Origin of the sequence: Micromonospora noduli, assembly GCF_003264365.1 — a bacterium.
Classification (GTDB): domain Bacteria; phylum Actinomycetota; class Actinomycetes; order Mycobacteriales; family Micromonosporaceae; genus Micromonospora; species Micromonospora noduli.
Genome location: NZ_PYAK01000017.1, coordinates 46749 through 69153, shown reverse-complemented (window position 1 = coordinate 69153; position 22405 = coordinate 46749). Strand labels below are relative to the sequence as shown.

At 71.2% G+C, this 22405-nt stretch carries 22 protein-coding genes and 1 riboswitch; of the genes, 19 read left to right on the top strand and 3 right to left on the bottom strand.

Features of this window, described 5'->3' with window-relative positions; genetic code table 11:
* Positions 1 to 8 precede the first annotated feature (8 nt).
* The 9 genes from GUI43_RS15685 (at position 9) to truA (ending at position 5713) form a co-directional block, all read left to right on the top strand.
* Complete coding sequence (locus tag GUI43_RS15685) at positions 9 to 563, top strand: DUF1707 SHOCT-like domain-containing protein (RefSeq protein WP_112584909.1); 555 nt, start codon at positions 9 to 11, stop codon at positions 561 to 563.
* A 330-nt stretch (positions 564 to 893) separates the two neighbouring features.
* Positions 894 to 1115 (top strand): translation initiation factor IF-1, encoded by a 222-nt coding sequence (infA, locus tag GUI43_RS15680; RefSeq protein WP_007073013.1) that lies wholly within the window; start codon positions 894 to 896, stop codon positions 1113 to 1115.
* 91 nt (positions 1116 to 1206) lie between these two features.
* The gene (gene rpmJ, locus GUI43_RS15675; protein WP_088952025.1) at positions 1207 to 1320 is read left to right on the top strand and encodes a 50S ribosomal protein L36; all 114 of its coding nucleotides are present in this window, start codon (positions 1207 to 1209) and stop codon (positions 1318 to 1320) included.
* A gap of 266 nt (positions 1321 to 1586) precedes the next feature.
* The gene (gene rpsM / locus GUI43_RS15670; RefSeq protein ID WP_030329917.1) at positions 1587 to 1967 is read left to right on the top strand and encodes a 30S ribosomal protein S13; all 381 of its coding nucleotides are present in this window, start codon (positions 1587 to 1589) and stop codon (positions 1965 to 1967) included.
* An 87-nt stretch (positions 1968 to 2054) separates the two neighbouring features.
* Positions 2055 to 2462 carry a 30S ribosomal protein S11 gene (gene rpsK / locus GUI43_RS15665; protein WP_030329919.1) on the top strand — a complete coding sequence of 136 codons (408 nt, stop codon included), beginning with the start codon at positions 2055 to 2057 and terminating at the stop codon, positions 2460 to 2462.
* Between the two features lie 13 nt (positions 2463 to 2475).
* On the top strand, positions 2476 to 3102 hold the full coding sequence (gene rpsD / locus GUI43_RS15660; protein ID WP_112584822.1) for a 30S ribosomal protein S4: 627 nt from the start codon (positions 2476 to 2478) through the stop codon (positions 3100 to 3102).
* 98 nt (positions 3103 to 3200) lie between these two features.
* Entirely contained in the window at positions 3201 to 4223 is a 1023-nt protein-coding gene (locus tag GUI43_RS15655; RefSeq protein ID WP_007465227.1) for a DNA-directed RNA polymerase subunit alpha, read from the top strand.
* A gap of 34 nt (positions 4224 to 4257) precedes the next feature.
* Entirely contained in the window at positions 4258 to 4815 is a 558-nt protein-coding gene (rplQ, locus tag GUI43_RS15650) for a 50S ribosomal protein L17 (protein ID WP_112699134.1), read from the top strand.
* A gap of 67 nt (positions 4816 to 4882) precedes the next feature.
* A complete protein-coding gene (truA, locus tag GUI43_RS15645) occupies positions 4883 to 5713 on the top strand; it encodes a tRNA pseudouridine(38-40) synthase TruA (protein WP_112699133.1) in 831 nt (276 codons plus the stop codon).
* Positions 5714 to 5725: 12 nt separating this feature from the next.
* Here the strand turns inward: truA and GUI43_RS15640 are convergent, their stop codons facing one another.
* Positions 5726 to 6835, bottom strand: coding sequence for a hypothetical protein (locus tag GUI43_RS15640; protein WP_249037762.1), 1110 nt, complete (start codon positions 6833 to 6835; stop codon positions 5726 to 5728).
* Positions 6836 to 6937: 102 nt separating this feature from the next.
* Here GUI43_RS15640 and GUI43_RS15635 point away from each other — a divergent pair, with 102 nt between their 5' ends.
* From GUI43_RS15635 to GUI43_RS15620, 4 genes are read left to right on the top strand one after another with little or no spacing between them, the layout of a single operon-like run.
* Positions 6938 to 7543 carry a class I SAM-dependent methyltransferase gene (locus GUI43_RS15635; RefSeq protein ID WP_112584830.1) on the top strand — a complete coding sequence of 202 codons (606 nt, stop codon included), beginning with the start codon at positions 6938 to 6940 and terminating at the stop codon, positions 7541 to 7543.
* 41 nt (positions 7544 to 7584) lie between these two features.
* On the top strand, positions 7585 to 9264 hold the full coding sequence (locus GUI43_RS15630) for an ABC-F family ATP-binding cassette domain-containing protein (RefSeq protein ID WP_112699131.1): 1680 nt from the start codon (positions 7585 to 7587) through the stop codon (positions 9262 to 9264).
* Complete coding sequence (locus GUI43_RS15625; protein ID WP_112699130.1) at positions 9261 to 10061, top strand: nucleotidyltransferase domain-containing protein; 801 nt, start codon at positions 9261 to 9263, stop codon at positions 10059 to 10061. Before GUI43_RS15630 ends, GUI43_RS15625 begins: the two co-directional genes overlap by 4 nt.
* Positions 10062 to 10098: 37 nt before the next feature.
* A complete protein-coding gene (locus tag GUI43_RS15620; protein ID WP_181541888.1) occupies positions 10099 to 11061 on the top strand; it encodes an aldo/keto reductase in 963 nt (320 codons plus the stop codon).
* A 153-nt stretch (positions 11062 to 11214) separates the two neighbouring features.
* Here the strand turns inward: GUI43_RS15620 and GUI43_RS15615 are convergent, their stop codons facing one another.
* The gene (locus tag GUI43_RS15615) at positions 11215 to 11760 is read right to left on the bottom strand and encodes a hypothetical protein (protein WP_112699142.1); all 546 of its coding nucleotides are present in this window, start codon (positions 11758 to 11760) and stop codon (positions 11215 to 11217) included.
* 71 nt (positions 11761 to 11831) lie between these two features.
* Entirely contained in the window at positions 11832 to 17663 is a 5832-nt protein-coding gene (locus GUI43_RS15610; protein ID WP_112699141.1) for a ThuA domain-containing protein, read from the bottom strand.
* A 313-nt stretch (positions 17664 to 17976) separates the two neighbouring features.
* Positions 17977 to 18086, top strand: a riboswitch (TPP riboswitch).
* Between GUI43_RS15610 and thiE the strand changes: the two genes are divergently transcribed.
* The 6 genes from thiE (at position 18081) to thiD (ending at position 22398) form a co-directional block, all read left to right on the top strand.
* Positions 18081 to 18707, top strand: a complete 627-nt coding sequence (gene thiE, locus GUI43_RS15605; protein ID WP_112699140.1) for a thiamine phosphate synthase — start codon at positions 18081 to 18083, stop codon at positions 18705 to 18707. It overlaps the preceding riboswitch by 6 nt.
* A complete protein-coding gene (gene thiO, locus GUI43_RS15600) occupies positions 18701 to 19870 on the top strand; it encodes a glycine oxidase ThiO (RefSeq protein ID WP_112699129.1) in 1170 nt (389 codons plus the stop codon). Before thiE ends, thiO begins: the two co-directional genes overlap by 7 nt.
* Complete coding sequence (thiS, locus tag GUI43_RS15595) at positions 19861 to 20061, top strand: sulfur carrier protein ThiS (protein WP_112584840.1); 201 nt, start codon at positions 19861 to 19863, stop codon at positions 20059 to 20061. The genes thiO and thiS overlap by 10 nt, the downstream gene beginning before the upstream one ends.
* Positions 20058 to 20837, top strand: coding sequence for a thiazole synthase (locus tag GUI43_RS15590; protein ID WP_112699128.1), 780 nt, complete (start codon positions 20058 to 20060; stop codon positions 20835 to 20837). The genes thiS and GUI43_RS15590 overlap by 4 nt, the downstream gene beginning before the upstream one ends.
* Positions 20834 to 21616, top strand: a complete 783-nt coding sequence (locus GUI43_RS15585; protein ID WP_112699127.1) for a thiamine phosphate synthase — start codon at positions 20834 to 20836, stop codon at positions 21614 to 21616. The genes GUI43_RS15590 and GUI43_RS15585 overlap by 4 nt, the downstream gene beginning before the upstream one ends.
* Complete coding sequence (gene thiD / locus GUI43_RS15580) at positions 21613 to 22398, top strand: bifunctional hydroxymethylpyrimidine kinase/phosphomethylpyrimidine kinase (protein ID WP_112699126.1); 786 nt, start codon at positions 21613 to 21615, stop codon at positions 22396 to 22398. Before GUI43_RS15585 ends, thiD begins: the two co-directional genes overlap by 4 nt.
* Positions 22399 to 22405 lie beyond the last annotated feature (7 nt).

Below are 22405 nucleotides of genomic sequence, written 5' to 3'. Positions count from 1 at the left end.
TTGCCGGCATGGACGGGCGCGACGGGATGCGAGCCGCGGATTCGGACCGTTCGGCGGTGGCCGACCGGTTGCGGGTCGCCCTCGACGAGGGCCGACTGGATCTGCACGAGTACGACGAGCGGTTGCAGCGGGCCTACGCGGCACGCACGTACGCCGACCTTGAGGCGCTGCTCACCGACCTGCCGCCGGTGACGCCGGCGCAGCGGTCGGGCCTGGCGCCGGTTGCCGGGTCGACGGTGAGCCTGCTGGGCGACCAGCTCGATCCGGCCCCCAGCAGGGGCGTCACCGCACGCTGGATGGCCGAGGTGTGGTTCCCGTACCTGCGGGTGATCGCCATCGTGGTGACCATCTGGGCGGTGACGTCGGTGCTCAGCCAGGACCTGCTCTACTTCTGGCCGGCCTGGGTGGCGGGGCCGTGGGGCGCGGTGCTGGTGGTCCGCACGGTCAGCGGGCTGGCCGCGAAGGAGCCCCAACGCCAGGCCGTCAAGCGCCAACGCCGCCGAGAGCGCAAGCAGGCAAAGCGCGCCCTCAAATCGGACGACCAGCCCCCAACAACCCCCTGACCCCCGACCCCCGACCGCACCCCCCGACCCCTGTTGATCATGAAGTTATTGCCGCCGATGCGGGCGTGTCGTGACAATAACTTCATGATCAACAGGGCCGAGGGCGGGGCCGTTTGGGTTGCCGCGCCGTGGGGTGGGTGGTCGGTTTGGCGGGGGACTGCAGGCCGGCGTACACTTTCAGATCGGCGCACAGCGTCCACTCCGGCATGCCCACCCTGCGCTTCGGTGGGAGCTGGAGCCGCGGCTGGCGCGGGCTTCTGATTCTGATCAGATTTCCGTGTAAGACGTTGTGGGCCGCCCGGAGCAATCGACGTCAGGACAGCGGAGGACATGCCGAAAAAAGACGGAGCCATTGAGATCGAGGGTCGGGTCATCGAGCCCCTGCCGAACGCCATGTTCCGGGTGGAGCTCGCGAACGGCCACAAGGTGTTGGCTCACATCAGCGGCAAGATGCGGCAGCACTACATCCGCATTCTTCCGGAGGACCGGGTCGTCGTCGAACTCTCGCCGTACGACCTGACCCGCGGGCGCATCGTCTACCGCTACAAGTAGTCCTGACGGCGGCCGGGAAGTCCCGTGTCCGTCTTCGACGTCCGGCGTCGCGCAGAGCGCGTAGCCGGGCCAGATGGGAAGTAAGGCAACCGTGAAGGTCAAGCCGAGCGTCAAGAGGATCTGCCAGAAGTGCCGGGTTATCCGCCGGCACGGCCGGGTCATGGTCATCTGCAGCGACCCGCGCCACAAGCAGCGCCAGGGCTGACTCAGCCCGTCCGGCCGGAGCACGGCCGGGTGGCGTTGGTCCAGGCAGATCCCCAGCGACACACACATCACACATGCTCGTCCCAGCCGCGAGCGGTACGCGAGACGTACCTCTGCGTGGCTGACCCCCGGTCGGAGGCCGGGGCCCGCTCGGGCAGCGACCGATCCCGGTCGCCGGCGCTCACCGCGTCGGAAAGACGGGACGGCCGGTAGCGGGGTGGGACGGGTCCACACCTCCGCCACACATCACGAGGAGTACGCCCGCACATGGCACGTCTAGTCGGCGTGGATCTCCCCCGCGAAAAGCGGTTGGAGATCGCGCTCACCTACATCTTCGGGGTCGGTCGCACCCGCGCCCTGGAGACACTCGCCGCCACCGGCATCTCGCCGGACAAGCGCGCTCGGGACCTCACGGACGAGGAGCTCGTGCAGCTCCGCGACCACATCGAGGGCAACTACAAGGTTGAAGGCGACCTGCGCCGCGAGGTCGCCGCTGACATCCGCCGCAAGGTTGAGATCGGCTGCTACGCCGGCATCCGGCACCGCCGGGGCCTGCCCGTGCGTGGCCAGCGGACCAAGACCAACGCCCGGACCCGCAAGGGCCCGAAGCGGACCGTCGCCGGCAAGAAGAAGCCCGGCAAGAAGTAGTTCTTAACCGGATGACGGGGTCGGCCGCCGCCGAGGTGGGTCAGGCCGCAACCCAATCCGGAAAGTCAACTAGGAGCGCACAGACTTATGCCACCGAAGGCTCGTGCCGGAGCCGCTGTAAAGAAGGTCCGGCGCAAGGAACGCAAGAACGTCGCCCACGGGCAGGCGCACATCAAGAGCACGTTCAACAACACCATCGTGTCCATCACGGACCCGACCGGTGCGGTCATCTCCTGGGCCTCCGCTGGCCAGGTCGGCTTCAAGGGCTCCCGCAAGTCGACTCCGTTCGCTGCGCAGCTGGCCGCCGAGGCTGCCGCGCGTCGCGCCATGGAGCACGGCATGCGCAAGGTCGACGTGTTCGTCAAGGGCCCCGGCTCCGGCCGGGAAACCGCCATTCGTTCGCTGCAGGCCGTGGGCCTTGAGGTCGGGCAGATCGCCGACGTCACCCCGCAGCCGCACAACGGATGCCGTCCGCCGAAGCGTCGCCGGGTCTGAGAGGTAGAGAGAGATGGCTCGTTACACCGGTGCAGACTGCCGCCGTTGCCGGCGGGAGAAGATGAAGCTGTTCCTCAAGGGCAGCAAGTGCGATGGTCCGAAGTGCCCGTTCGAGTCCCGGCCGTTCCCGCCCGGGCAGCACGGCCGCGGCCGCACCAAGGAGACGGAGTACCTGCTCCAGCTCCGTGAGAAGCAGAAGGCCCGCCGGGTTTACGGCGTGCTGGAGAAGCAGTTCCGCGGTTACTACGAGGAAGCCGTTGGCAAGCAGGCCAAGACCGGTGAGGTCCTCCTGCAGATCCTCGAGTCGCGGCTGGACAACGTCGTTTACCGGGCCGGCTACGCCCACTCGCGGGACATGGCCCGCCAGCTGGTCAAGCACGGTCACTTCACGGTGAACGGCAAGAAGGTCGACATCCCGTCGTACCGCGTCAAGGAGCACGACATCATCGAGGTTCGGGGCAAGAGCAAGGAGCTCACCCCGTTCATCGTCGCGCAGGCTCAGGCCGGCTCGCGGGCGGTTCCGGCGTGGCTTGAGGCCATCCCGAGCCAGATGAAGGTGCTCGTGCACTCCCTCCCGGCCCGGCAGGTCATCGACACGCAGGTCCAGGAGCAGTTGATCGTCGAGCTCTACTCCAAGTAGTCCGAGCTCGTTCGGTGGCCCGCCCCTCGGGGCGGGCCACCGGAACAGTTTGTGTCGTGGGCGTCAAATAGCGGGCGCCCCGGAAGAGAAGAGAAAAGATGCTCATCAGCCAGCGACCCTCCCTCTCCGAGGAGTCGATCAACGAGACCCGGTCCCGGTTCGCCATCGAGCCGCTGGAGCCGGGCTTCGGCTACACCCTGGGTAACTCGCTGCGGCGTACGCTGCTGTCGTCGATCCCGGGCGCGGCCGTCACCTCGATCAAGATCGACGGTGTGCTGCACGAGTTCACCACGATCCCCGGTGTCAAGGAGGACGTGGTCGAGCTCGTCATGAACATCAAGGAGCTGTGCGTCAGCTCCGAGCACGACGAGCCGGTCAGCATGTACCTGCGTAAGCAGGGCCCGGGCGACGTGACCGCGGGCGACATCCAGCCCCCGGCCGGCGTCTCGGTGCACAACCCGGATCTCAAGCTCGCCACCCTGAACGGCAAGGGCCGGCTCGACATGGAGCTGACCGTCGAGCGGGGCCGGGGCTACGTGACGGCGGCGCAGAACAAGCAGTCCGGCGCCGAGATCGGCCGGATCCCGGTCGACTCGATCTACTCGCCGGTGCTGAAGGTGACGTACCGCGTCGAGGCGACCCGTGTCGAGCAGCGCACCGACTTCGACCGGTTGATCATCGACGTCGAGACCAAGCCGTCGATGGGTCCGCGTACCGCGCTGGCCTCCGCCGGTTCGACGCTGGTGGAGCTGTTCGGGCTCGCCCGGGAGCTGGACGAGACCGCCGAGGGCATCGACATCGGGCCGTCCCCGCAGGACGCCCAGCTGGCGGCGGACCTCGCTCTGCCGATCGAGGAGCTGGACCTCACCGTCCGCTCCTACAACTGCCTCAAGCGCGAGGGCATCAACTCCGTTGGTGAGCTCATCGGGCGTACCGAGGCCGACCTCCTCGACATTCGCAACTTCGGTCAGAAGTCGATCGACGAGGTCAAGATGAAGCTCGCCGGGATGGGTCTCGGGCTGAAGGACTCGGCTCCGAACTTCGACCCGGCGCACGTCGTGGACACCTTCGGCGAGGCCGACTACGACACCGACGACTACCGCGAGACCGAGCAGCTCTAGTCCGCGCTGCCGCCACAACTGAGGAGCACCAAAAATGCCCACGCCCACCAAGGGCCCCCGCCTCGGCGGCAGCCCCTCGCACGAGCGGCTGATGCTGGCCAACCTGGCGACCGCGCTGTTCCAGCACGGGAAGATCCAGACCACCGAGACGAAGGCCCGGCGGCTGCGCCCGCTGGCCGAGCAGCTCATCACCAAGGCCAAGCGCGGTGACCTCGCATCGCGGCGTCGGGTGCTGGGTGTCGTCAAGGACAAGGACGTGGTCTACGCCCTGTTCGACCAGATCGCGCCCCGGTACTCCAACCGCCCCGGCGGTTACACCCGGATCGTGAAGACCGGTCCGCGCAAGGGTGACAACGCGCCGATGGCCATCATCGAGCTGGTGGAGGAGCTTCAGGTCGCCGAGCCGAAGGCGAACAAGAAGACCGCCGCCCGCAAGGCCGCGCAGCAGGACAAGGTCGAGGCGCTCGCCCCGGCCGAGGATGCCCCGAAGTCGGCTCCGGCCGACCAGGACTCCGAGGCGCCGGTGTCGGCGTCCGGTGACACCGACGCCGCCCGCGAGGACAGCGACGAGGCCACCGAGAACAAGGCCTGATCAAGGGCATTGTCGGGCCCGGCACCCCATCGGGGTGTCGGGCCCGACCCGTAACAGGAGGTACGAGGTGGACGAGCGGATCCGGCTGCGGCTGGACGTCTCGTACGACGGCACCGACTTCTCCGGCTGGGCGGCCCAGCCGACCAGGCGCACCGTCGCGGGGGTGCTCGTCGAGACCCTGGACCTGGTCCTGGGCGCCGGTACGGCCACCGGGCTGACGGTGGCCGGGCGGACCGACGCGGGAGTGCACGCCACGGGGCAGGTGTGCCACATGGACCTGCCCGTGGACGTGTGGCGGCAGCACGAGGGACGGCTGCTGCGTCGCCTGGCCCGGCTGCTCCCCACCGACGTGCGGGTACGGGCGATGACCGAGGTACCGGCAGACTTCGACGCCCGGTTCTCGGCCACCTTCCGGCGCTACGAGTACCGGGTCACCGATGCGCCCTTCGGTGCCGAGCCGTTGCGCCGCCACGAGGTCCTGGCCTGGCCGAAGCCGTTGGACCTGGCCGCGCTGAACGCCGCCGCGACCGGGCTGGTGGGGGAGCACGACTTCGCCGCGTACTGCCGGCGCAAGGAGCACGCGACCACGCTGCGCGAGGTGACACGGCTGGACTGGCGTCGCGACCCGGACGGCATCCTGGTCGCCACCGTGCAGGCCGACGCGTTCTGCCAGGCGATGGTGCGCAGCCTGGTGGGAGCCATGCTGGTGGCCGGGGACGGCCGCCGCCCGGTCGAGTGGCCGGGCACACTGCTCACCCAGCGGGAGCGGTCCAGCGAGGTGACAGTGGCCCCCGCCCGCGGGCTGACCCTGGTCGCCGTCGGCTACCCGGCGGATCCAGCCGAGTACGCCCACCGCGCCACCCTCACCCGCCGGCTGCGGGTCCCGATCGAGGGTTGACCGTCCGCACTGTCAGTTGCCCGGCAGATCGCCCTGGTTGGCGTTGCTGCCGGTAGGTGCCGTCGTCGGTTGCGCGGCGGTGCCACCGTCGGCCCGGCTCTGCAGCACGCCCCGGCTGAGGTGCAGCTCGATCATGTCGAACAGGATCTCGCGGACCTTGGCGTCACCCGCCTTGACCGCCGCCCCGTCCTTGCGGACCACCAGCGCGTACGCCAGGTAGTGGCCACGGACCTGCCAGCCGACGCGTGCCGGAGCGCTGGCCAGGACATCTGTGCCGTCGGCGTCGTCGGCGGTGAGGCCACGGAAACGGCCCTGCCGATCGTCGAGCAGTTGCCGGAGCCGGTCTCGGGCTCGTTCCGCGCTGACCTTGTCGGTGAGGTTGAACAGGCCGGCGGTGACCAGGTGGCTGTCGTCGGGCGTACTCAGCGTGGCCCGGACGACCTGGTTGCAGCCGAGCCGGACCAGCAGGTCGGCCACCTCGTCGGTGGAGGCGACGGCACAACTGCCGCTGGACTGGGTCTTGAGCACCTGGTAGCTCGGCTGACCGTCGGTGAGCTTCAGCTCCTTGCCGGGGAAGAGCTCCTTGGCGGTGAGCGGGGCCTGGTCGGTGTCCCGGGAGTCGAGGGCCAGCCGTTCCGCCGGTGCCGACGTCGGGGCGGCGTTCGGCTGGTACGTCGGGTTGCTCTGCGGCTGCTCGCCGCGGTCGATGAGCAGCGCGGCGGCGCCGAGGCCGCAGAGGGCGAGCAGCACCAGGACGGCTGCACCGCCGATCAGTACCTGCCAGAGTCGGCCGCCGCCGCGCCGGGTGGGCGGCTCCGCCGACGTCGCCGAGGTGTAGACCTGGCTGCGCGGCGGGGCGGGCGGGATGTCGCCACGTGTCGGCAGCGGCTGCGACGCATCGGCGCGGGCGGCCGGACCGGGCTGCGGCACATTGGCACGAGCCGGCGCCGGCTGCGACGAGGGCAGCGAGAGCTGGTTCGGCCGGGGCAGCGACGGCGTGGGGAAGCGCGACGGAGAGGGTCCGGCCGCCGGGGGCGGACCGGCGGCGAGCACCGACAGGTCGGACCCGGGCTCCGGGTACTCCTCGAAAGCGTCCTCATCGGACTGGTACCGATACACCATGTCGCCCAGAGTAGGAGCCATTGTCCCTTTAGGGGGTAATATCGGGGAAATGTGCGTGTGGGCCGTGTCAGGTCCGCCCCGGACCGGTGCGAGAATTGCCGGGTGACCGGCGACCACTACTTCACCGCTCAGCCCACCAGCGACGCCCCGGCGCGCGAGGTCGAGTTCTCCGTCGCCGACCGCGACTACCGGCTCTCCTCGGCGGGCGGGGTGTTCTCCGCCAGCCGGCTCGACCCGGGCACCGCGGTGCTGCTGCGCAAGGCCGAGCTGCCCGCCGCCGACACCGCCGGCGACCTGCTCGACCTCGGCTGCGGGTTCGGGCCGATCAGCTGCGTGCTGGCCGACCTCGCGCCCACCACCACCATCTGGGCCGTCGACGTCAACGCCCGGGCCCGCGAGCTGACCGCCGCCAATGCGGCCCGGGTCGGCGCCGCCGACCGGGTCCGGGTCAGCGCGCCGGACGACGTTCCGGACGACGTCCGCTTCGCCCAGATCTGGTCGAACCCGCCCATCCGGATCGGCAAGGACGGGCTGCACGACCTGTTGCTGCGCTGGCTGCCCCGACTCGCCCCGGACGGCGTCGGCTGGTTGGTCGTCGCCCGGCACCTCGGCGGCGACTCGCTGCAACGCTGGCTCACCGAGCAGAGCTGGCAGGTCGAGCGGTACGCCAGCCAAAAGGGCTTCCGGGTGCTGCGCGTCACCCGGTAATTGGATGTACCCCCCGACCCTCACTGGGGCAGGATCCCGGCGTGGGATACGTGGACGTGGCAGCGGTCGGGCACATCCTGCCCGACGGTCGGGAACTCTTCGCCGACGTGTCGTTCCGGGTCGGGGAGGGCAGCAAGGTTGCCCTGGTCGGGCCGAACGGCGCGGGAAAGACGACGCTGCTGAGGATGGTCGCCGGCGACCTGCCGGTGCGCAGCGGCGTCGTCGCGCGCGCCGGCGGGCTGGGTGTGATGCGTCAGTTCATCGGCATGATCGGTGACGAGTCGACCCTCGCCGACCTGGCGTTGTCGCTGGCCCCGCCGGCGCTTCGCGATGCCGGCCGGCGGCTCGGCGAGACCGAGGCGGCCATGCGGGCTGCCGAGGCCCTCGGCAAGTTCAGCAACGCCGCGGGCAAGGCCCAGCTGGCGTACGCCGATGCGCTCGGCGCCTGGGGCGAGGCCGGCGGGTACGACGCCGAGGTGCTCTTCGACACCGTCGCGACCATCGTGCTCGGCCAGCCGTGGGACGCCGTACGGGACCGTCCGGTGCGTACCCTCTCCGGTGGCCAGCAGAAGCGCTTCGCCCTTGAGTTGCTGCTGCGCGGCCCGGACGAGGTGCTGCTGCTCGACGAACCGGACAACTTCCTCGACGTGCCCGGTAAACGCTGGCTGGAGGCGCGACTGCGCGAGTCGACGAAGTCGGTGCTCTACGTCTCGCACGACCGCGAGCTGCTGGCCCAGAGCGCCGACCGGGTGGTCGCCGTCGAGGGTGGCAGCGCCTGGGTGCACCCGGGCGGCTTCGCCAGCTGGCACGAGGCCCGGGTGGCTCGGCACGCCCGCCTCGACGAGCTGCGCCGGCGCTGGGACGAGGAGCACCAGAAGCTGCGCGAGCTGATGCTGATGTACAAGCAGAAGGCCGCGTACAACGACGGGTTGGCCTCGCGGTACCAGGCCGCGCAGACCCGGTTGCGCAAGTTCGAGGAGGCCGGGCCGCCGCCCGTACCGCCGAAGGACCAGGACATCCGGATGCGGCTCAGCGGCGGGCGGACCGGCAAGCGCGCGGTCGTCTGCGAGCAGCTGGAGCTCGACGGCCTGACATTCCCCTTCGACCTGGAGATCTGGTACGGCGACCGGGTGGCGGTGCTCGGTGCCAACGGCACCGGCAAGTCGCACTTCCTGCGACTGTTGGCCCGTGGCGGCACCGACCCGGACCCGGCGAACGGGCCGGTCGACGGCGCGGGCGCGCTCGCTCCGGTGGCGCACGAGGGGACGGCTCGCCTCGGTGCCCGGGTCCGCCCCGGGCACTTCTCCCAGACCCACGACCGGCCGGAGCTGATGTCGAAGACGCTCGTCGAGATCCTCTGGCGGGGTGACGAGCACCGCACCGGGATGGACCGGCACGCGGCGATCGGTGTGCTCAGTCGCTACGAGCTGGCCGCGCAGGGCGACCAGCGCTTCGGCACGCTCTCCGGCGGGCAGCAGGCCCGGTTCCTGGTGCTGCTGCTGGAGCTGTCCGGGGCGACCCTGCTGCTGCTCGACGAGCCCACCGACAACCTTGACCTGGCCAGCGCGGAAGCGCTCGAAGCGGGCCTGACCGCCTTCGAGGGGACGGTGATCGCGGTTACCCACGATCGTTGGTTCACCCGCTCGTTCGACCGGTTCGTGCTGTTCCGAGGCGACAGCGAGGTGGTGGAGACCCCGGAACCGGTCTGGGACGTGGGGTGATCCCCGCCGACCTGCCCGACCGGCTGTGCGGCGTCGACGGGGTGGTCGCCGTGGCGCTCGGCGGTAGTCGGGCACGCGGCGAGCAGCGCCCGGACTCCGACTGGGACCTGGGTCTCTACTACCGGGGTGAGCTGGACGTGCCGGCGCTGCGTGCGGTCGCCGCGACGGTCGCCGACGACACCGACGTCGCGCTCACCGCCCCCGGTGGTTGGGGTCCCTGGGTCGACGGGGGTGGTTGGCTGCGGATCGGCGGGGCCGCCGTGGACTGGATCTACCGGGACCTCGACCGCGTGCACCGCGTCTGGGCGGACTGTCGGGCCGGCCGGTACGAGGTCGGGGTGCAGGCCGGGCACCCACTCGGGTTCTACTCGTCCGCCTACGTCGGCGAGGTGGCGTTGTGTCAGGTGTTGGCGGACCCGACCGGCCAGCTGACCCGGCTGAAGGAGCAGACCCGGGACTATCCGCCCGCGCTGGCCGACGCGCTGGTCGCTGGCGGCTGGGAGGCCGGTTTTCTGCTCACCGGCGCGGCCAAGGCCGCCGTCGGCGGAGACAGCGGGTACGTCGCCGGCTGCCTGTTCCGGACGGTCGGGGTGCTCGCCCAGGTGCTGCACGCCCGGACGGGCCGGTGGCTGGTCAACGAGAAGGGGATGATCGCCGCCGCTGGGCGACTGCCCGGTGCTCCGCCGAACTTCACCCAGCGGGCGCAGGCGTTGCTCGGAGCCGTCGGCCGTAGTCCCGCCGAGCTGGTCGCGACCATCGACGCCGCCCGCGAGCTGGTCACCGAGGTGGTCGGCTGAGCCGCCGCCGAGGTGGTCCGCGCCGGGCGGGCATAGGGTGGATCTCGTGACTGAGATGACCTATCGCCGGCTGGGCGACTCCGGGCTCGTGGTGTCCGTGGTCGGCATCGGCTGCAACAACTTCGGCCGCAAACTCGACCTCGACGGCACCCGGGCGGTGGTGGACGCCGCGCTGGACGCCGGGATCACCCTCTTCGACACCGCCGACATCTACGGCGAGCCGCAGGGCGGTTCCGAGGAGCTGCTCGGGCAGGCGCTCAAGGGACGTCGGGACGACGTGGTGGTGGCCACCAAGTTCGGCATGGACATGAACGGCCTCAACGGGCCGGACTACGGCGCGCGTGGTGCGCGGCGCTACATCGCCCGCGCTGTGGAGGCGTCGCTGCGCCGGCTCGGCACCGACCACATCGACCTGTACCAGATGCACGAGCCCGACCCGGGCACCCCGATCGACGAGACCCTCGCCGCCCTGGACGACCTGGTCCGGGACGGAAAGGTCCGCTACCTGGGCAACTCGAACTTCGCCGGCTGGCAGATCGCCGACGCTGACTGGGTCGCCTCGTCCAACGGTCGGTCCCGCTTCATCAGCGCCCAGAACCACTACAGCCTGCTGGAGCGCTCGGTGGAGGCCGAGGTGATCCCGGCGTGCGAGCGGTTCGGCCTCGGCATGCTGCCGTTCTTCCCGCTAGCCAACGGTCTGCTCACCGGCAAGTACAAGCGCGAGGCTCAGCCGCCCGCCGGCAGCCGGCTCTCCGGCGGTGGCCGGTACGCGGAGCGGCTCGCCGCTGCCGACTGGGACACCATCGAGGCGATCGAGGCGTACGCGGCCGAGCGGGGTCTGACGATGCTCCAGGTGGCCATCGGCGGTCTGGCCGCCCAGCCGGCGGTGACCTCGGTGATCGCCGGTGCCACCACGCCCGAGCAGGTACGTGCCAACGCCGCCGCCGGCACCTGGGAGCCCAGCGACGACGATCTGGTGGCGCTGCGCGCCGTCCTCTGAGGGGCCTGATCCACTCGCGTTCCTTGAAGTCGGGGTGACCTGCGGTCCGGGAAGCCCCGACTTCCAGGATGCCGAGTCGATCACAGTCGATCAGACGACGCCGGGCCGGGCCGCTCGTCGCGGCCCGGCCCGGTCTCGTTGAATGCTGTGTGGTCAGTCGGTGCGGCGGCGGCCGAAGAGCATGGCCACCCCCATCGCCGCAGCGACGAGCACGAGACCGGCCGCGGCGAACGGCCACCAACCGGTGCCCGCCCCGCCGTCCGCTGGCTTGATCACCGCGACCGGCGCGGGCGCCGGCGGTGACTGTGCCGCCTTCGCCTGCACCGTGGCGGTGGCCTTGCTCTGAAGCGGAGCGGGGGAGTTCACCGACACCTTCCACGTCCCGGTGGAGAGCACCGGGCCGCTGCTGTAGAAACCCTGCCCCTCGGGCTGCGGTTCGAGCTGCACCGGCCCGACCCGCTGCCCGTCCGGGCCGGTGGCGGTGAGGACCAACCGCACCACCTGCTCCAGCCGGCGGCCATCGGCGTAGGTGGCCTGGATGGTGACGCCCTGAGCCCCGTCGCCGGCCACAGTGAGCTTGAGCTTGTCGGCCTGCGCCGCTGGGGCGGCCTGAGCGGCCTGCGCCGCCGGGGCGGCGGCGGACAGGGTCAGGGCCAGTCCGACGAACACGGCGGCCAGCACCTTGCGGATACCCGTCACGGACATCTCCTCCCTACCGATGAGGGAGGCCCCTCCCCGACGCCGCAGCGCCGGAGAGGGGCCTCGTCGGATCAGAGCTGGCGACCGGGTGCCAGCCGGGTGGCATCGCCACCGAGCCGCCCGGTGCCCTTGACCGAGTCGCCGCCGTTCGCCTTGACCCCGGCCTTGCTGGCCGCGCCGCCGAGCCGAACGATCATGGCGTCGGCGTCCCGGATCAGGACGTCCCGGACCTCCGCCTCGGGCACCAGCGTGGCGTCGCTGGCGAGCGTCCGGAACGCGGTCAGCTGCCGGACGGCAGCCTTGTCGTCGCCGGCCGCCTCGGACGCGCGAACAGCGTCGAGCTTGTTCGACAGCTGCTTGTGCGCCTTGGTCGAGAGCCGCCCCGTCGCCTTGAACCGGTCCAGCAGACTCTGCATGTCCCGGAACGAGGTGGTGACGAAGAACCGGACCGTCGAGGTGGTCTTGTTGCCCGCCTTGTCGGTCGCGGTAACGGTCAGCTCGTGCAGGCCGAGCGACAGGTCGTACATGGCCTGCAGAGTGCCACTGGTGTACGCCTGGCCGTCGAGCTGACCGACCACGCTCGCGATGCCCGAGGTCGGGTCAACGGCCTGCCAGGCCACCCGGACGTCCTGGCTGTCGCCGTAGAGCTGGCCGTCGGCCAGCCCGGACACCAGCAGCGTCGGCTTGGTGCCGTCGATGCGCAGCACCGCCGACTTCAGCGTCTCGACGTTGCCCGCCTTGTCCGCCGAGCGGAACAGCAGCTCGTGCTGCCCGTCACCGGTCACCTCGATCGGCGTCGAGTACGGCGCCCACGCACCACCGTCCAGCGACCACTCCACCGTCTTGACGCCGGAACCGGCATCGGTAGCGGCCAGCACGACCGGGATGGTCCCGTTGTGCCAACCGGCGTCGTTCGCCGGAGCGAACGTCGCCGAGGTCACCGGCGCGGTGGTGTCGATCTTGACCGAGACGGTCTTGGTCGCCTCCACGTTGCCGGCCTTGTCCGTCGAGCGGAACCGGAGCTCGTGCTCGCCGTCCCCGCTGACCGCCACCGGAGCGGTGTACGCCGTCCAGGTGGTGGCACCGTCCAGCTGGTACTCCGTACCGGCGAGCCCGCTACCGCCGGCCTCGTCGGCACCGGTGAGCGTGATCGTCACCGGCCCGGTGTGCCACCCGTCGGTCGGGGTGCCGGAAACCGCCGCGGTGGTCACCGGCGCCGTCTCGTCGGCCACCTTCGTGCTGAGCCGGAAGTAGTCGAACGAGGCGGTCTTCGACGCCGTCTGGTTGGCGCCGAGGGTGAACAGCCCGACCTTCGGGGTTGCCCCGACCGCGCTGTTGGTCAGCGCCGTCAACGCGGTCCAGGTCGTCCCGTCGGCCGAGTACGACGCGGTGAACGTGTCGCCCGTGCGGGCCAGCCGCAGGTGCCACACCGCCGAGGTCAGGTTGCCCGCCTCGGGCTGCGGGTTCTGGACCACCCCGGCGATCTCGCTGCGGAACTCGATCCGCCGCGTCACCGCCTGGCCGGCCTGGTTGTCCGCGATGAAGTCGAGCTTCAGGTAGTTGTCGTCGTCCGCCTGCACGAGCAGACCGGCCTGCTGGTACTGCTCGTTCAGCAGGCTGCCGTCGACCTTCGTCTCCAGGGTCCAGTCGCCGGACGGCGCGGTCTGGAGGATGAAGTTCTTCGGCCCGGTGTTGTCGGTGCCGTAAATGTCACCGTTGGGCACGTCGATCCGCAGCGCGCCATCGGTGACCCGGTAACCGCTCGGGTCCTCCCGCGTCACGGCGTCCCACCGGCACTTGTCCAACGTGCTGCCGGTGAACTCGTCCGACGGGTCGACCGGGCCGGCCGGAGCGTCCGGCGTGACCTGGAACGAGTCGAACGCGGCGTCGACAACCGGCGCCTCGGTGCCTCCGTTGAGCGCGAAGACCCCGATCCGCGGGTTGGTGATGCCGGCGAGCGCGGCCGAACGGCCGACCGGGGTGAAGGTCTGCCCGTCGCCCGAGGCGGACGCGGTCAGGTTCGTCCCGTCGCTGGTGATCCGCAGGTACACGGTGTCACCCGCCGGTGCGGCGGCGCTGTCGGCGGCCTCGTTGCGAGGAGTGGCCGCCGTCTCCCGGATGAACTCCACCCGCCGGCTGCCGTTGTACAGCAGGTCCAGCTTGGCGTAGTTGTCGTCGTCGCCGTACACCAGGACGCCGGCCTGCTGGTAGTTGGCCGTCACCGGCAGGGTGACCTTGGTGGTCATCTCCCACGCGCCGGTCGGGGCCGCCTGGAGCACCAGGTTGGTGGCGTCGTTGCGAGCGCCGTAGAGGTCACCCACGCCAGTGGGCAGCCGCAGCGCGCCGCCACTGAGCGAGTAGAGCTGGTTCTCCCGGACGATGCTGGTCCAGCGCTCCTTGTCGAGGCTGTTGCCGTTGAAGTCGTCCGAACGCGCCCCGAAGCAGGACGTGTCCGGCGCGTCGACCCGCACCGGCACCGTGGCGTACGACTTGGCGCCCTTGCTGTCGGTCACCGTGAGGGTGGCCGTGAAGGTGCCCGGGCTGGTGTAGGTGTGGCTGGCGTCCAGTGTGGTCGCCGAGCCCCCGTCACCGAAGTCCCAGGCGTACGTCAACGGGGTGTCGCCCTCGGCGTCGGTGGCCGTGCCGTCGAAGGCGACGGTGACCGGTGCGGTGCCGGTGGCCGGGGTGGCAGTGGCGCTGACCACCGGCGGCCCGTTCTCGGTGACACCGCGGCCGACGAAGTCCATCCAGTTGACGTTGAACAGCGAACCCGTTCCGCCGTTCGGATCGCGGGCCACGAAGTACAGCGAGCCGCTCGCGGCGCCGGTGACCGGTGCGCTCACGTCCGTGTACGTCTGCCACGCGCCGGTCGACGGTACGACGGCCGTGGCGACCACCGGTCCGTCAACCGCACCCGCGCGAACCTCGATCCGACCGCCGGCGGCGGCGGAGGCTGCCCGGAAGCGGATCTCGGTGATGTTGGTCAGGTCCGCCGGAGCGACCGACCACCAGTCACCGTCCTCGATGAACGCGATGCTCTGGCCGCCACCGGCGGTGTCGGCGCCGGCCTCCCGCTGCACGCCGGGGTCGCCACCGCCGGTGCTCACCGGGGCACGCCCGGTGGCGGTGAAGTACTCGGCCTGCTTCTGCTTCGGCTGGAGAACCTCGATCTGCCGACCGGTCAGGGCACCGGCACCGCCGGCACCACCCTCGTCGGTGTAGGTCGCCTCGAAGACCGCGAAGACGTTCGCCTCGGCGCCGTGCCCGGAGGCGAGCGACGTCTGGACGGTGCCGGTGCAGCCGGTGTGCTGCTCCAGCGGGTGGGCGTGCTCGTCGTGACCGAGCAGCACCTGAAGCTGCACCCGGTCACAGTCGATCTGCCCGTCCTCGGGGTCGGTCACCTTGATCGAGTAGCGGACCTGGTCACCCCAGTTGAAGAAGCCGCCGTCCGGTGGGAACTCGATGGAGACCGTCGGCGCGGTGTTGCCCACGGTGACCGGCACGTTGGCCACCGCGGTCCGGCCCTTGGGGTTGGTGACGGTGAGCTGGGCGGTGTAGTTGCCCGCCGTGGCGTACGTGTGAGTCGGGTTGGCCTCGGTCGAGGTCTGCCCGTCGCCGAACGTCCAGGCGTAGGTGAGCGTGCCACCGTCCGGGTCCCGGGAGCCGGCGCTGGAGAAGGTCACCGTCAACGGCGCCGGACCCGAGGTCGGGTTGGCGGACGCCGCGGCGATCGGGGCGCGGTCACCGGCGGTGTAGTCGATCCGGTAGACGCCCGAGTTGTCGTTGTTGCCGCCGAAGCCGCTGCCCCACTCGATCAGGTACAGCGCCCCGTCCGGGCCGAACTCGAAGTCCATCGGCCGGACCATGCTCATGCCGGTGAGCAGCTGGTTGATGTCCACCAACGACTTGCCGTCGGGGGTCAGCTGCATGGTGTACATCTTGTTCTGGTTCCACTCGCCGAGCAGAGCCTTGCCGTCGTAGTACGCCGGCCACTTGCGGTTCGAGTTCAGGTCGGCGTCGTAGCGGTAGACCGGGCCGCCCATCGGGGCGCCGCCGCCGCCGATCTCCGGGTAACGCGCGTCACCGGCGTACCCGTAGTCGACGGTCGCCGGGACCACCGGCGGGAGGTTGGTCAGGCCCGTGTTGTTGGGCGAGTTGTTCACCGGCGCCGCGCAGTCGAACTTCGGACCGCTCGGGCCGGACGGGAACGTGTAGTCGTTGTACGCCTCATTCGTGCCCGTGCAGTACGGCCAGCCGTAGTTGCCCGGGGTGACGACGTTCCACTCGACCAGACCGCGGGGGCCCCGGTTCGGGTTGTCCGCGTTGGCGTCCGGTCCGTAGTCCGCGACGTACAGCGTGTTGGTCTTCGGGTCGGTGCCGATCCGGAACGGGTTGCGGAAGCCCATCGCGTAGATCTCGGGACGGGTCTTCTCGGTGCCCGCCGCGAAGAGGTTGCCCGCCGGAACGGTGTACGTCCCGTCGTCCTCCGGGTGGATCCGGATCACCTTGCCGCGCAGGTCGTTGGTGTTGGCGGAGGTGCGCTGCGCGTCGTAGTCCTGGCGACCCGACCGCTCGTCGAGCGGCGAGTACGAGTTCGACTCGAACGGGTTGGTGTTGTCACCGGTGGCCAGGTAGAGGTTGCCGTCGCCGTCGAAGGCCATGCTGCCGCCGGCGTGGCAGCAGGTGTTGCGCTGGGTGTCGACCCGTAGCACCTGCTTCTCGCTGGCCAGGTCGATGGTGTCGCCGGTCACCGTGAACCGGGACAGCAGGTTGCGGGTGACCCCGTCGTTCGGGGCGTAGTACAGGTACACCCACTTGTTGGTGGCGAAGTCCGGGTCGAGCCGGATGCCGATGAGGCCGTCCTCGTTACCGGTGAAGACGTCCAGGTCAACGGCGGTGACGGTGTTGCCGGTGTCCGGCTTCACGATCTGCACGCGACCGTCGCGCTCGATGTAGAAGACCCGCCCGTCGGGGGCGACGTCCAGCTCCATCGGGTTGCTGGTGTTGCTGTCCAGCGTGACCTTCTCGAAGTTCGAGGTCTTCGAGGCGCCGCAGTCGGCGTTCTCGACGCCGGCTGCGGTGCGGATGCCGCCGAGCAGGTGGGAGAGGAACTCGGGCTCGGCGTACGACTCCCGGGTGTGCCCGCCACCGGTGTACCAGGAGCGGCCACCGTCGTAGTCCTGACACCACGCGATCGGGTGGTCCGCACCCATCGCGCCGGCACCGGCGGTGTAGCTCTTCTCGTCCAGGCTGGCCAGCACGTGCACGTCCGGCCGGGGGTTGGTCTGGTAGTTGTACCACTCGTCGAACCGGGACCACCGGTCCGGCAACCCGGCCGTGGACGGGTGGGCGTGGTCCTCCACCTTGACTGTGGCCTGCTGGTTCTGCGGGTGGTTGGCGAAGTACGCGCCGACCAGGTCGCCGTACCAGGCCCAGCTGTACTCGGTGTCCGACGCGGCGTGGATGCCGACGTAGCCGCCACCGGCCTTCACGTACCGCTCGAACGCGGCCTGCTGGTCGGCGTTGAGCACGTCACCGGTGGTGGAGAGCCAGATCACGGCCTTGTACTTCGCCAGGTTGGCGTCGTTGAATGCGGCGCCGTCCTCGGAGTTGTCCACAGTGAATCCGTTGTCGACGCCGAGTTGCTGGATGGCGGCGATGCCGGTGGGGATGGAGTCGTGCCGGAAGCCGGCGGTCTTGGAGAAGACGAGGACGGAGAAGGGATCGGCCGCGGCCTTTGGCGCCTTCGGCGCCACCTGGCTGACCGGGGCTGCGGCTTTCGCATCCCGTGGGGGAACCTGGGCGGCCGCCTGCGCGGGCGCGCCGAACAGGGTGGTCGAGGCCATGGCCAGGGAGATCAGGGTTGCGGTGATGGGTAAGCGGGCACGACGAGAACGGGACACGCCGCCTCCTGTGTCGTAGTGACAGAGCTCGCGGGAGTCGGCTCGCCGAAGGCCGTCCCTGATGGAGCCGGTGGTCACACCGTGCCAGGGTGCCCCCACCGACATTTTGTCGAATCGCTGAACAAATTAATTCGGCTCGCTCGATGTCGGGCAAGATGCGGACGGGTAACGGTTCTGCAACGGGGGGCGACATTCCGAACAGGACCGTATGAAGTGCCCCATTGGATCTCGCTCGTTTTGGCGCGGCCCGCCCGGCCGGCCACCGCCGACCCCGTGCCTTGGCAGGCCGGCGGATCTGTCGTACGGTGACACGCAAGTAACCCACGGGAGCCCGGTGTACCGGGCTGAGAGGGGGGCTGACAGCCCCCGACCGTCGAACCTGATCCGGGTAATGCCGGCGCAGGGAGGAGCGTTGCCGTGCCGTCCCTGGGGCGATTGCATCTCATCACCGACACCCGAGAAGGTCGCGACCCACTCGCCGTGGTTCGCGCCGCCCTCACAGTGGCCCACGCCGACCTGGTGGTGCAGGTCCGGGTCGAGGATTCCGCCACCGACCGCGAGGCGTACGACCTGACCCGGCGGGTGCTCGCGCTCTGCGCGTCGTACCGGGCGACCTGCCTGGTCAACGACCGGTTGCACGTGGCGCTCGCGGTGGGCGCCGCCGGTGGGCACGTCGGTGCCGACGACCTGCCGGTCGCCGCCGCCCGTCGGGTGCTCGGCCCCACCGGTGTGCTGGGCGCCACCGCTCGCGCCCCGGGCCCGGCGCGCGAGGCCGTCGCGGCGGGCGCCAGCTACCTGGGCGTCGGGCCGTGTCACACCACCAGCACAAAGACCGGCCTGCCGGACCCCATCGGGCCCGCCGGGGTCCGCGCCGTCGTCGACGCCGTCGACGTTCCGGTCATCGCGATCGGCGGAGTGACCGCCGCCCGGGTGCCGGCGCTGCGGGCCGCCGGGGCGTACGGGGTGGCGGTGGTCGGTGCCGTCTCCGCCGCAGCCGACCCGGCACGGGCTACCGCCGAGCTGATCGAGGCCCTGACGTGCTGACCGGCCGGTCCCCGTCACCGCCGTCGAGCGACCGGGTCCGGCCGGACGTGGCAGTGGTGGGGGCGGGGCCGATCGGGCTGGCGATCGCCTGGCGCTGCGCCGCGCGTGGGCTGCGGGTGGTTGTGCACGATCCGGCGCCCGGCTCGGGGGCGTCGGCGGTGGCCGCCGGCATGCTCTCCCCGGTCGCCGAGGCGTACTTCGGTGAGCGGCAGCTGACCGGGTTGCTGCTGGCGTCCGCCGCCCGCTGGCCGGCGTTCGCCGCCGAGTTGACCGAGACGACCGGAGTCGAGATCGGCTACCGGACCGAGGGCACCCTGATGGTCGGGCTCACCGGCGACGACCTGGCCGAGGCGCGCCGGCTGTGGGCGTACCAGCAGGGGTTGGGCCTGCCCGTGACGCCGCTGCGCCCCAGCGAGCTGCGCGACAGCGAACCGGCGCTCGCCCCACGGGTGCGCGGTGGCGCGCTCGCGCCCACCGATCACCAGGTCGACCCCCGGCTGCTGGTGCCGGCGCTGCGCGCGGCCGCGCAGCGGGCCGGCGCGGTGCTCGTGCCGCAGCCGGTCCGGTTCCTGTCCGATGTGGATGCACCGGTCATTGTGGTCGCCGCCGGCTGCGGGGCCGCCGCGCTCACCGGCCTGCCCGTGCGGCCGGTGAAGGGCCAGATCCTCCGGCTCCGCGCGCCCGACGGCGTCGCGCCGGGCTTCCGGCACGTGATCCGGGGGTACGCCGACGGCGAGCACGTCTACCTGGTGCCCCGCGCCGACGGTGAGGTCGTGCTCGGCGCGACGGTCGAGGAGCGCTCGGACACCACTGTCACCGCCGGTGCTGTGCAACGGCTGCTGCGCGCCGGGGTCGACCTACTGCCCGAGCTGGCCGAGTACGACCTGGTCGAGGCGGTCGCCGGGCTGCGCCCGGGCACCCCGGACAACGCGCCGATCCTCGGGCCGCTGCCCGACCGACCGGACGTCCTGGCCGCCACCGGGCACCACCGGCACGGCATCGTGCTCACCCCGATCACCGCCGACCTGATCGCCGACCTGGTGCTCGGCGGCGTACCCGACCCGCTGCTCGCGCCCTTCCGGGCCGACCGCTTCGGCGGTGCCGCCGCGGCGGCCGCGTCGGGCGGACCTGAACCGACGACGGAGGGGGACCTGTGGAGTTGACGGTGAACGGGGCCGGGCGCAGCGTCGCCGCCGGCGCGTCCGTGGCGGACCTGGTCCGCGACATCGTGGCGCAGCCACGTGGGGTGGCGGTCGCGGTCAACGGCGAGGTGGTGCCCCGGACCGGCTGGCCGGCGCGGGCACTGCGCGACGGTGACCGGGTCGAGGTGCTCACCGCGGCGCAGGGCGGGTGAGCGCCGTGCCCTTCGAGCTGGGTGGGCAGACCTTCACCTCACGGCTGATCCTCGGCACCGGCGGTGCCGCGAACCTGCACGTCCTGGAGCAGGCGATCCGGGCTTCCGGCACCGAGCTGGTCACAGTGGCGTTGCGCCGGGTGGGCACGGCGCCGGGCTCCACGGGCGGGCTGCTGGAGCTGCTGGACCGGTGCGGCGTCCGCCTGCTGCCGAACACCGCCGGCTGTCACACCGCCACCGAGGCGGTGAAGGTGGCCCGGATGGCCCGGGACGCGTTCGACACCGACTGGGTCAAGCTGGAGGTGATCGGCGACGAGCGGACGCTGCTGCCCGACGGGGTGGAGCTGCTCCGCGCCGCCGAGGAGTTGGTCTCCGACGGCTTCACAGTGCTGCCGTACACCAGCGACGACCCCGTGCTCGCCCGCCGCCTCGCCGACGTGGGCTGCGCCGCGGTGATGCCGGCCGGATCCCCGATCGGTTCGGGGCTCGGCATCGGCAACCCGCACCACATTCGACTCATCCGGCAGGGTGTGGACGTGCCGGTGATCCTCGACGCCGGCATCGGCACCGCGTCCGACGCGGCGCTAGCCATGGAGCTGGGCTGTGACGGGGTACTGCTGGCGAGCGCTGTCACCCGGGCGGCCGACCCGGTGGCGATGGCCACCGCGATGCGGTACGCAGTCGAGGCGGGCCGACTGGCAGCCCAGGCCGGCCGGATCGAGCGCCGCTTCCACGCGCTCGCCTCCACCCCCGACGAGGGGAGACCCGAGCTGTGACCCCGCCGTCCGGGGTTGTCGTGTTGACCGACCGGCTCGTCGCGCGCAGCGGGCTCGACCGGGTGGTGGCGGGTGCCGTGGCCGGGGGAGTGCGCTGGGTGGTGCTGCGGGAGAAGGACCTGCCGCGCGCCGAACGCGTCGCCCTCGCCGCCGACCTGCGCGCGATCCTCGCCGACGTCGGCGGAACCCTCATCGTGGCCGGCCCCGACCCACTGGGCGGTGACGCCGTGCACCTGCCCGCCGCCGGCCCGTACCCGCCGCCGGCCCACGACCTGGTCGGCCGTTCCTGCCACCACCAGCCCGAGCTGGACCGCCTGACCACCGAGCACTACGCGACCATCTCCCCGGTCTGGCCCACAAAGACAAAACCGGGCTACGGCCCGCCCCTGGGACCGGACGGCCTGCGAAAGCTGGTCGAGGCCACCCCCGTGCCGCTGGTGGCCCTAGGTGGAGTCGAGACACCAGAACAGGTAACCGCCTGCGTCAAGGCGGGAGCCGTCGGGGTGGCGGTGCTCGGCGCACTCATGCGAGCCGAAGACCCCACCGAAGCAGCGGCGACTCTGACCAGCGCTTTCCACGAGGCGCTCACTCCTGTGCTGACCCAAACCCGGCGCGGGGTCACCCAGGTCTCCCCTGTGCTGACCCAAACCCGGCGCGGGGTCATCCAGGTCTCCACGTCAGGGCTGCGGCCGACCGTGCCCACGCAGGGATCAAGCCTGACCGCCCGGAGTGGGCACGGTCGGCCGCAGCCCCCAACCGCAACCAGGGAAGAACCATGACCCCGCGAACACTGCTCACCATCGCCGGCTCGGACTCCGGCGGCGGCGCAGGCATCCAGGCCGACCTCAAGGTCTTCGCCGCGCTGGGCGCGTACGGCACCAGCGTCCTCACGGCGGTCACCGCGCAGAACACCCGGGGTGTCGACGCGGTGCTGCCGCTGCCCCCGCGCACTGTCACCGAGCAGTTGGACAGCGTGCTCACCGATTTCACCGTCTGTGCGGTGAAGACGGGGATGCTCGGCACCCCGGCGATAGCGGACGTGGTGGCCGAGGCTGCCCGGGACGGCCGGCTGCCTCACCTCGTCGTCGACCCGGTGCTCGTCGCCACGAGCGGTCACCGGCTGGGCGTGGTGGGCGCTGTGGAGCGGCTGCTGCCGTACGCCACTGTGGCGACCCCGAACTGCGCGGAGGCCGCGGCGATAACCGGACGCCCGGTCGACGACGTGGCCGCGATGGTCGTGGCCGCCGAGGCCCTGGTGGCCGGCGGCCCGGAGTACGTGGTGGTCACCGGTGGTGACCTGGACGAGGGCGAGGCGGTCGACGTGCTGCACGGCGGCGGCGTCACCACAGTGTTGCGCGCACCCCGGGTGACCACCCGGCACACCCACGGCACCGGGTGCTCGTTCTCGGCGGCGATCGCGGTGCGGCTCGGTCTGGGCGATCCGGTGCCGGCCGCCGTGGGGGCCGCCAAGGAGTACGTGCTCCGTGCGCTGACCGGCGCGCGGGGCTGGGAGCTGGGCGCGGGACGCGGGCCGCTGAACCACTTCGGCTGGTCCGCTTGATCACCAG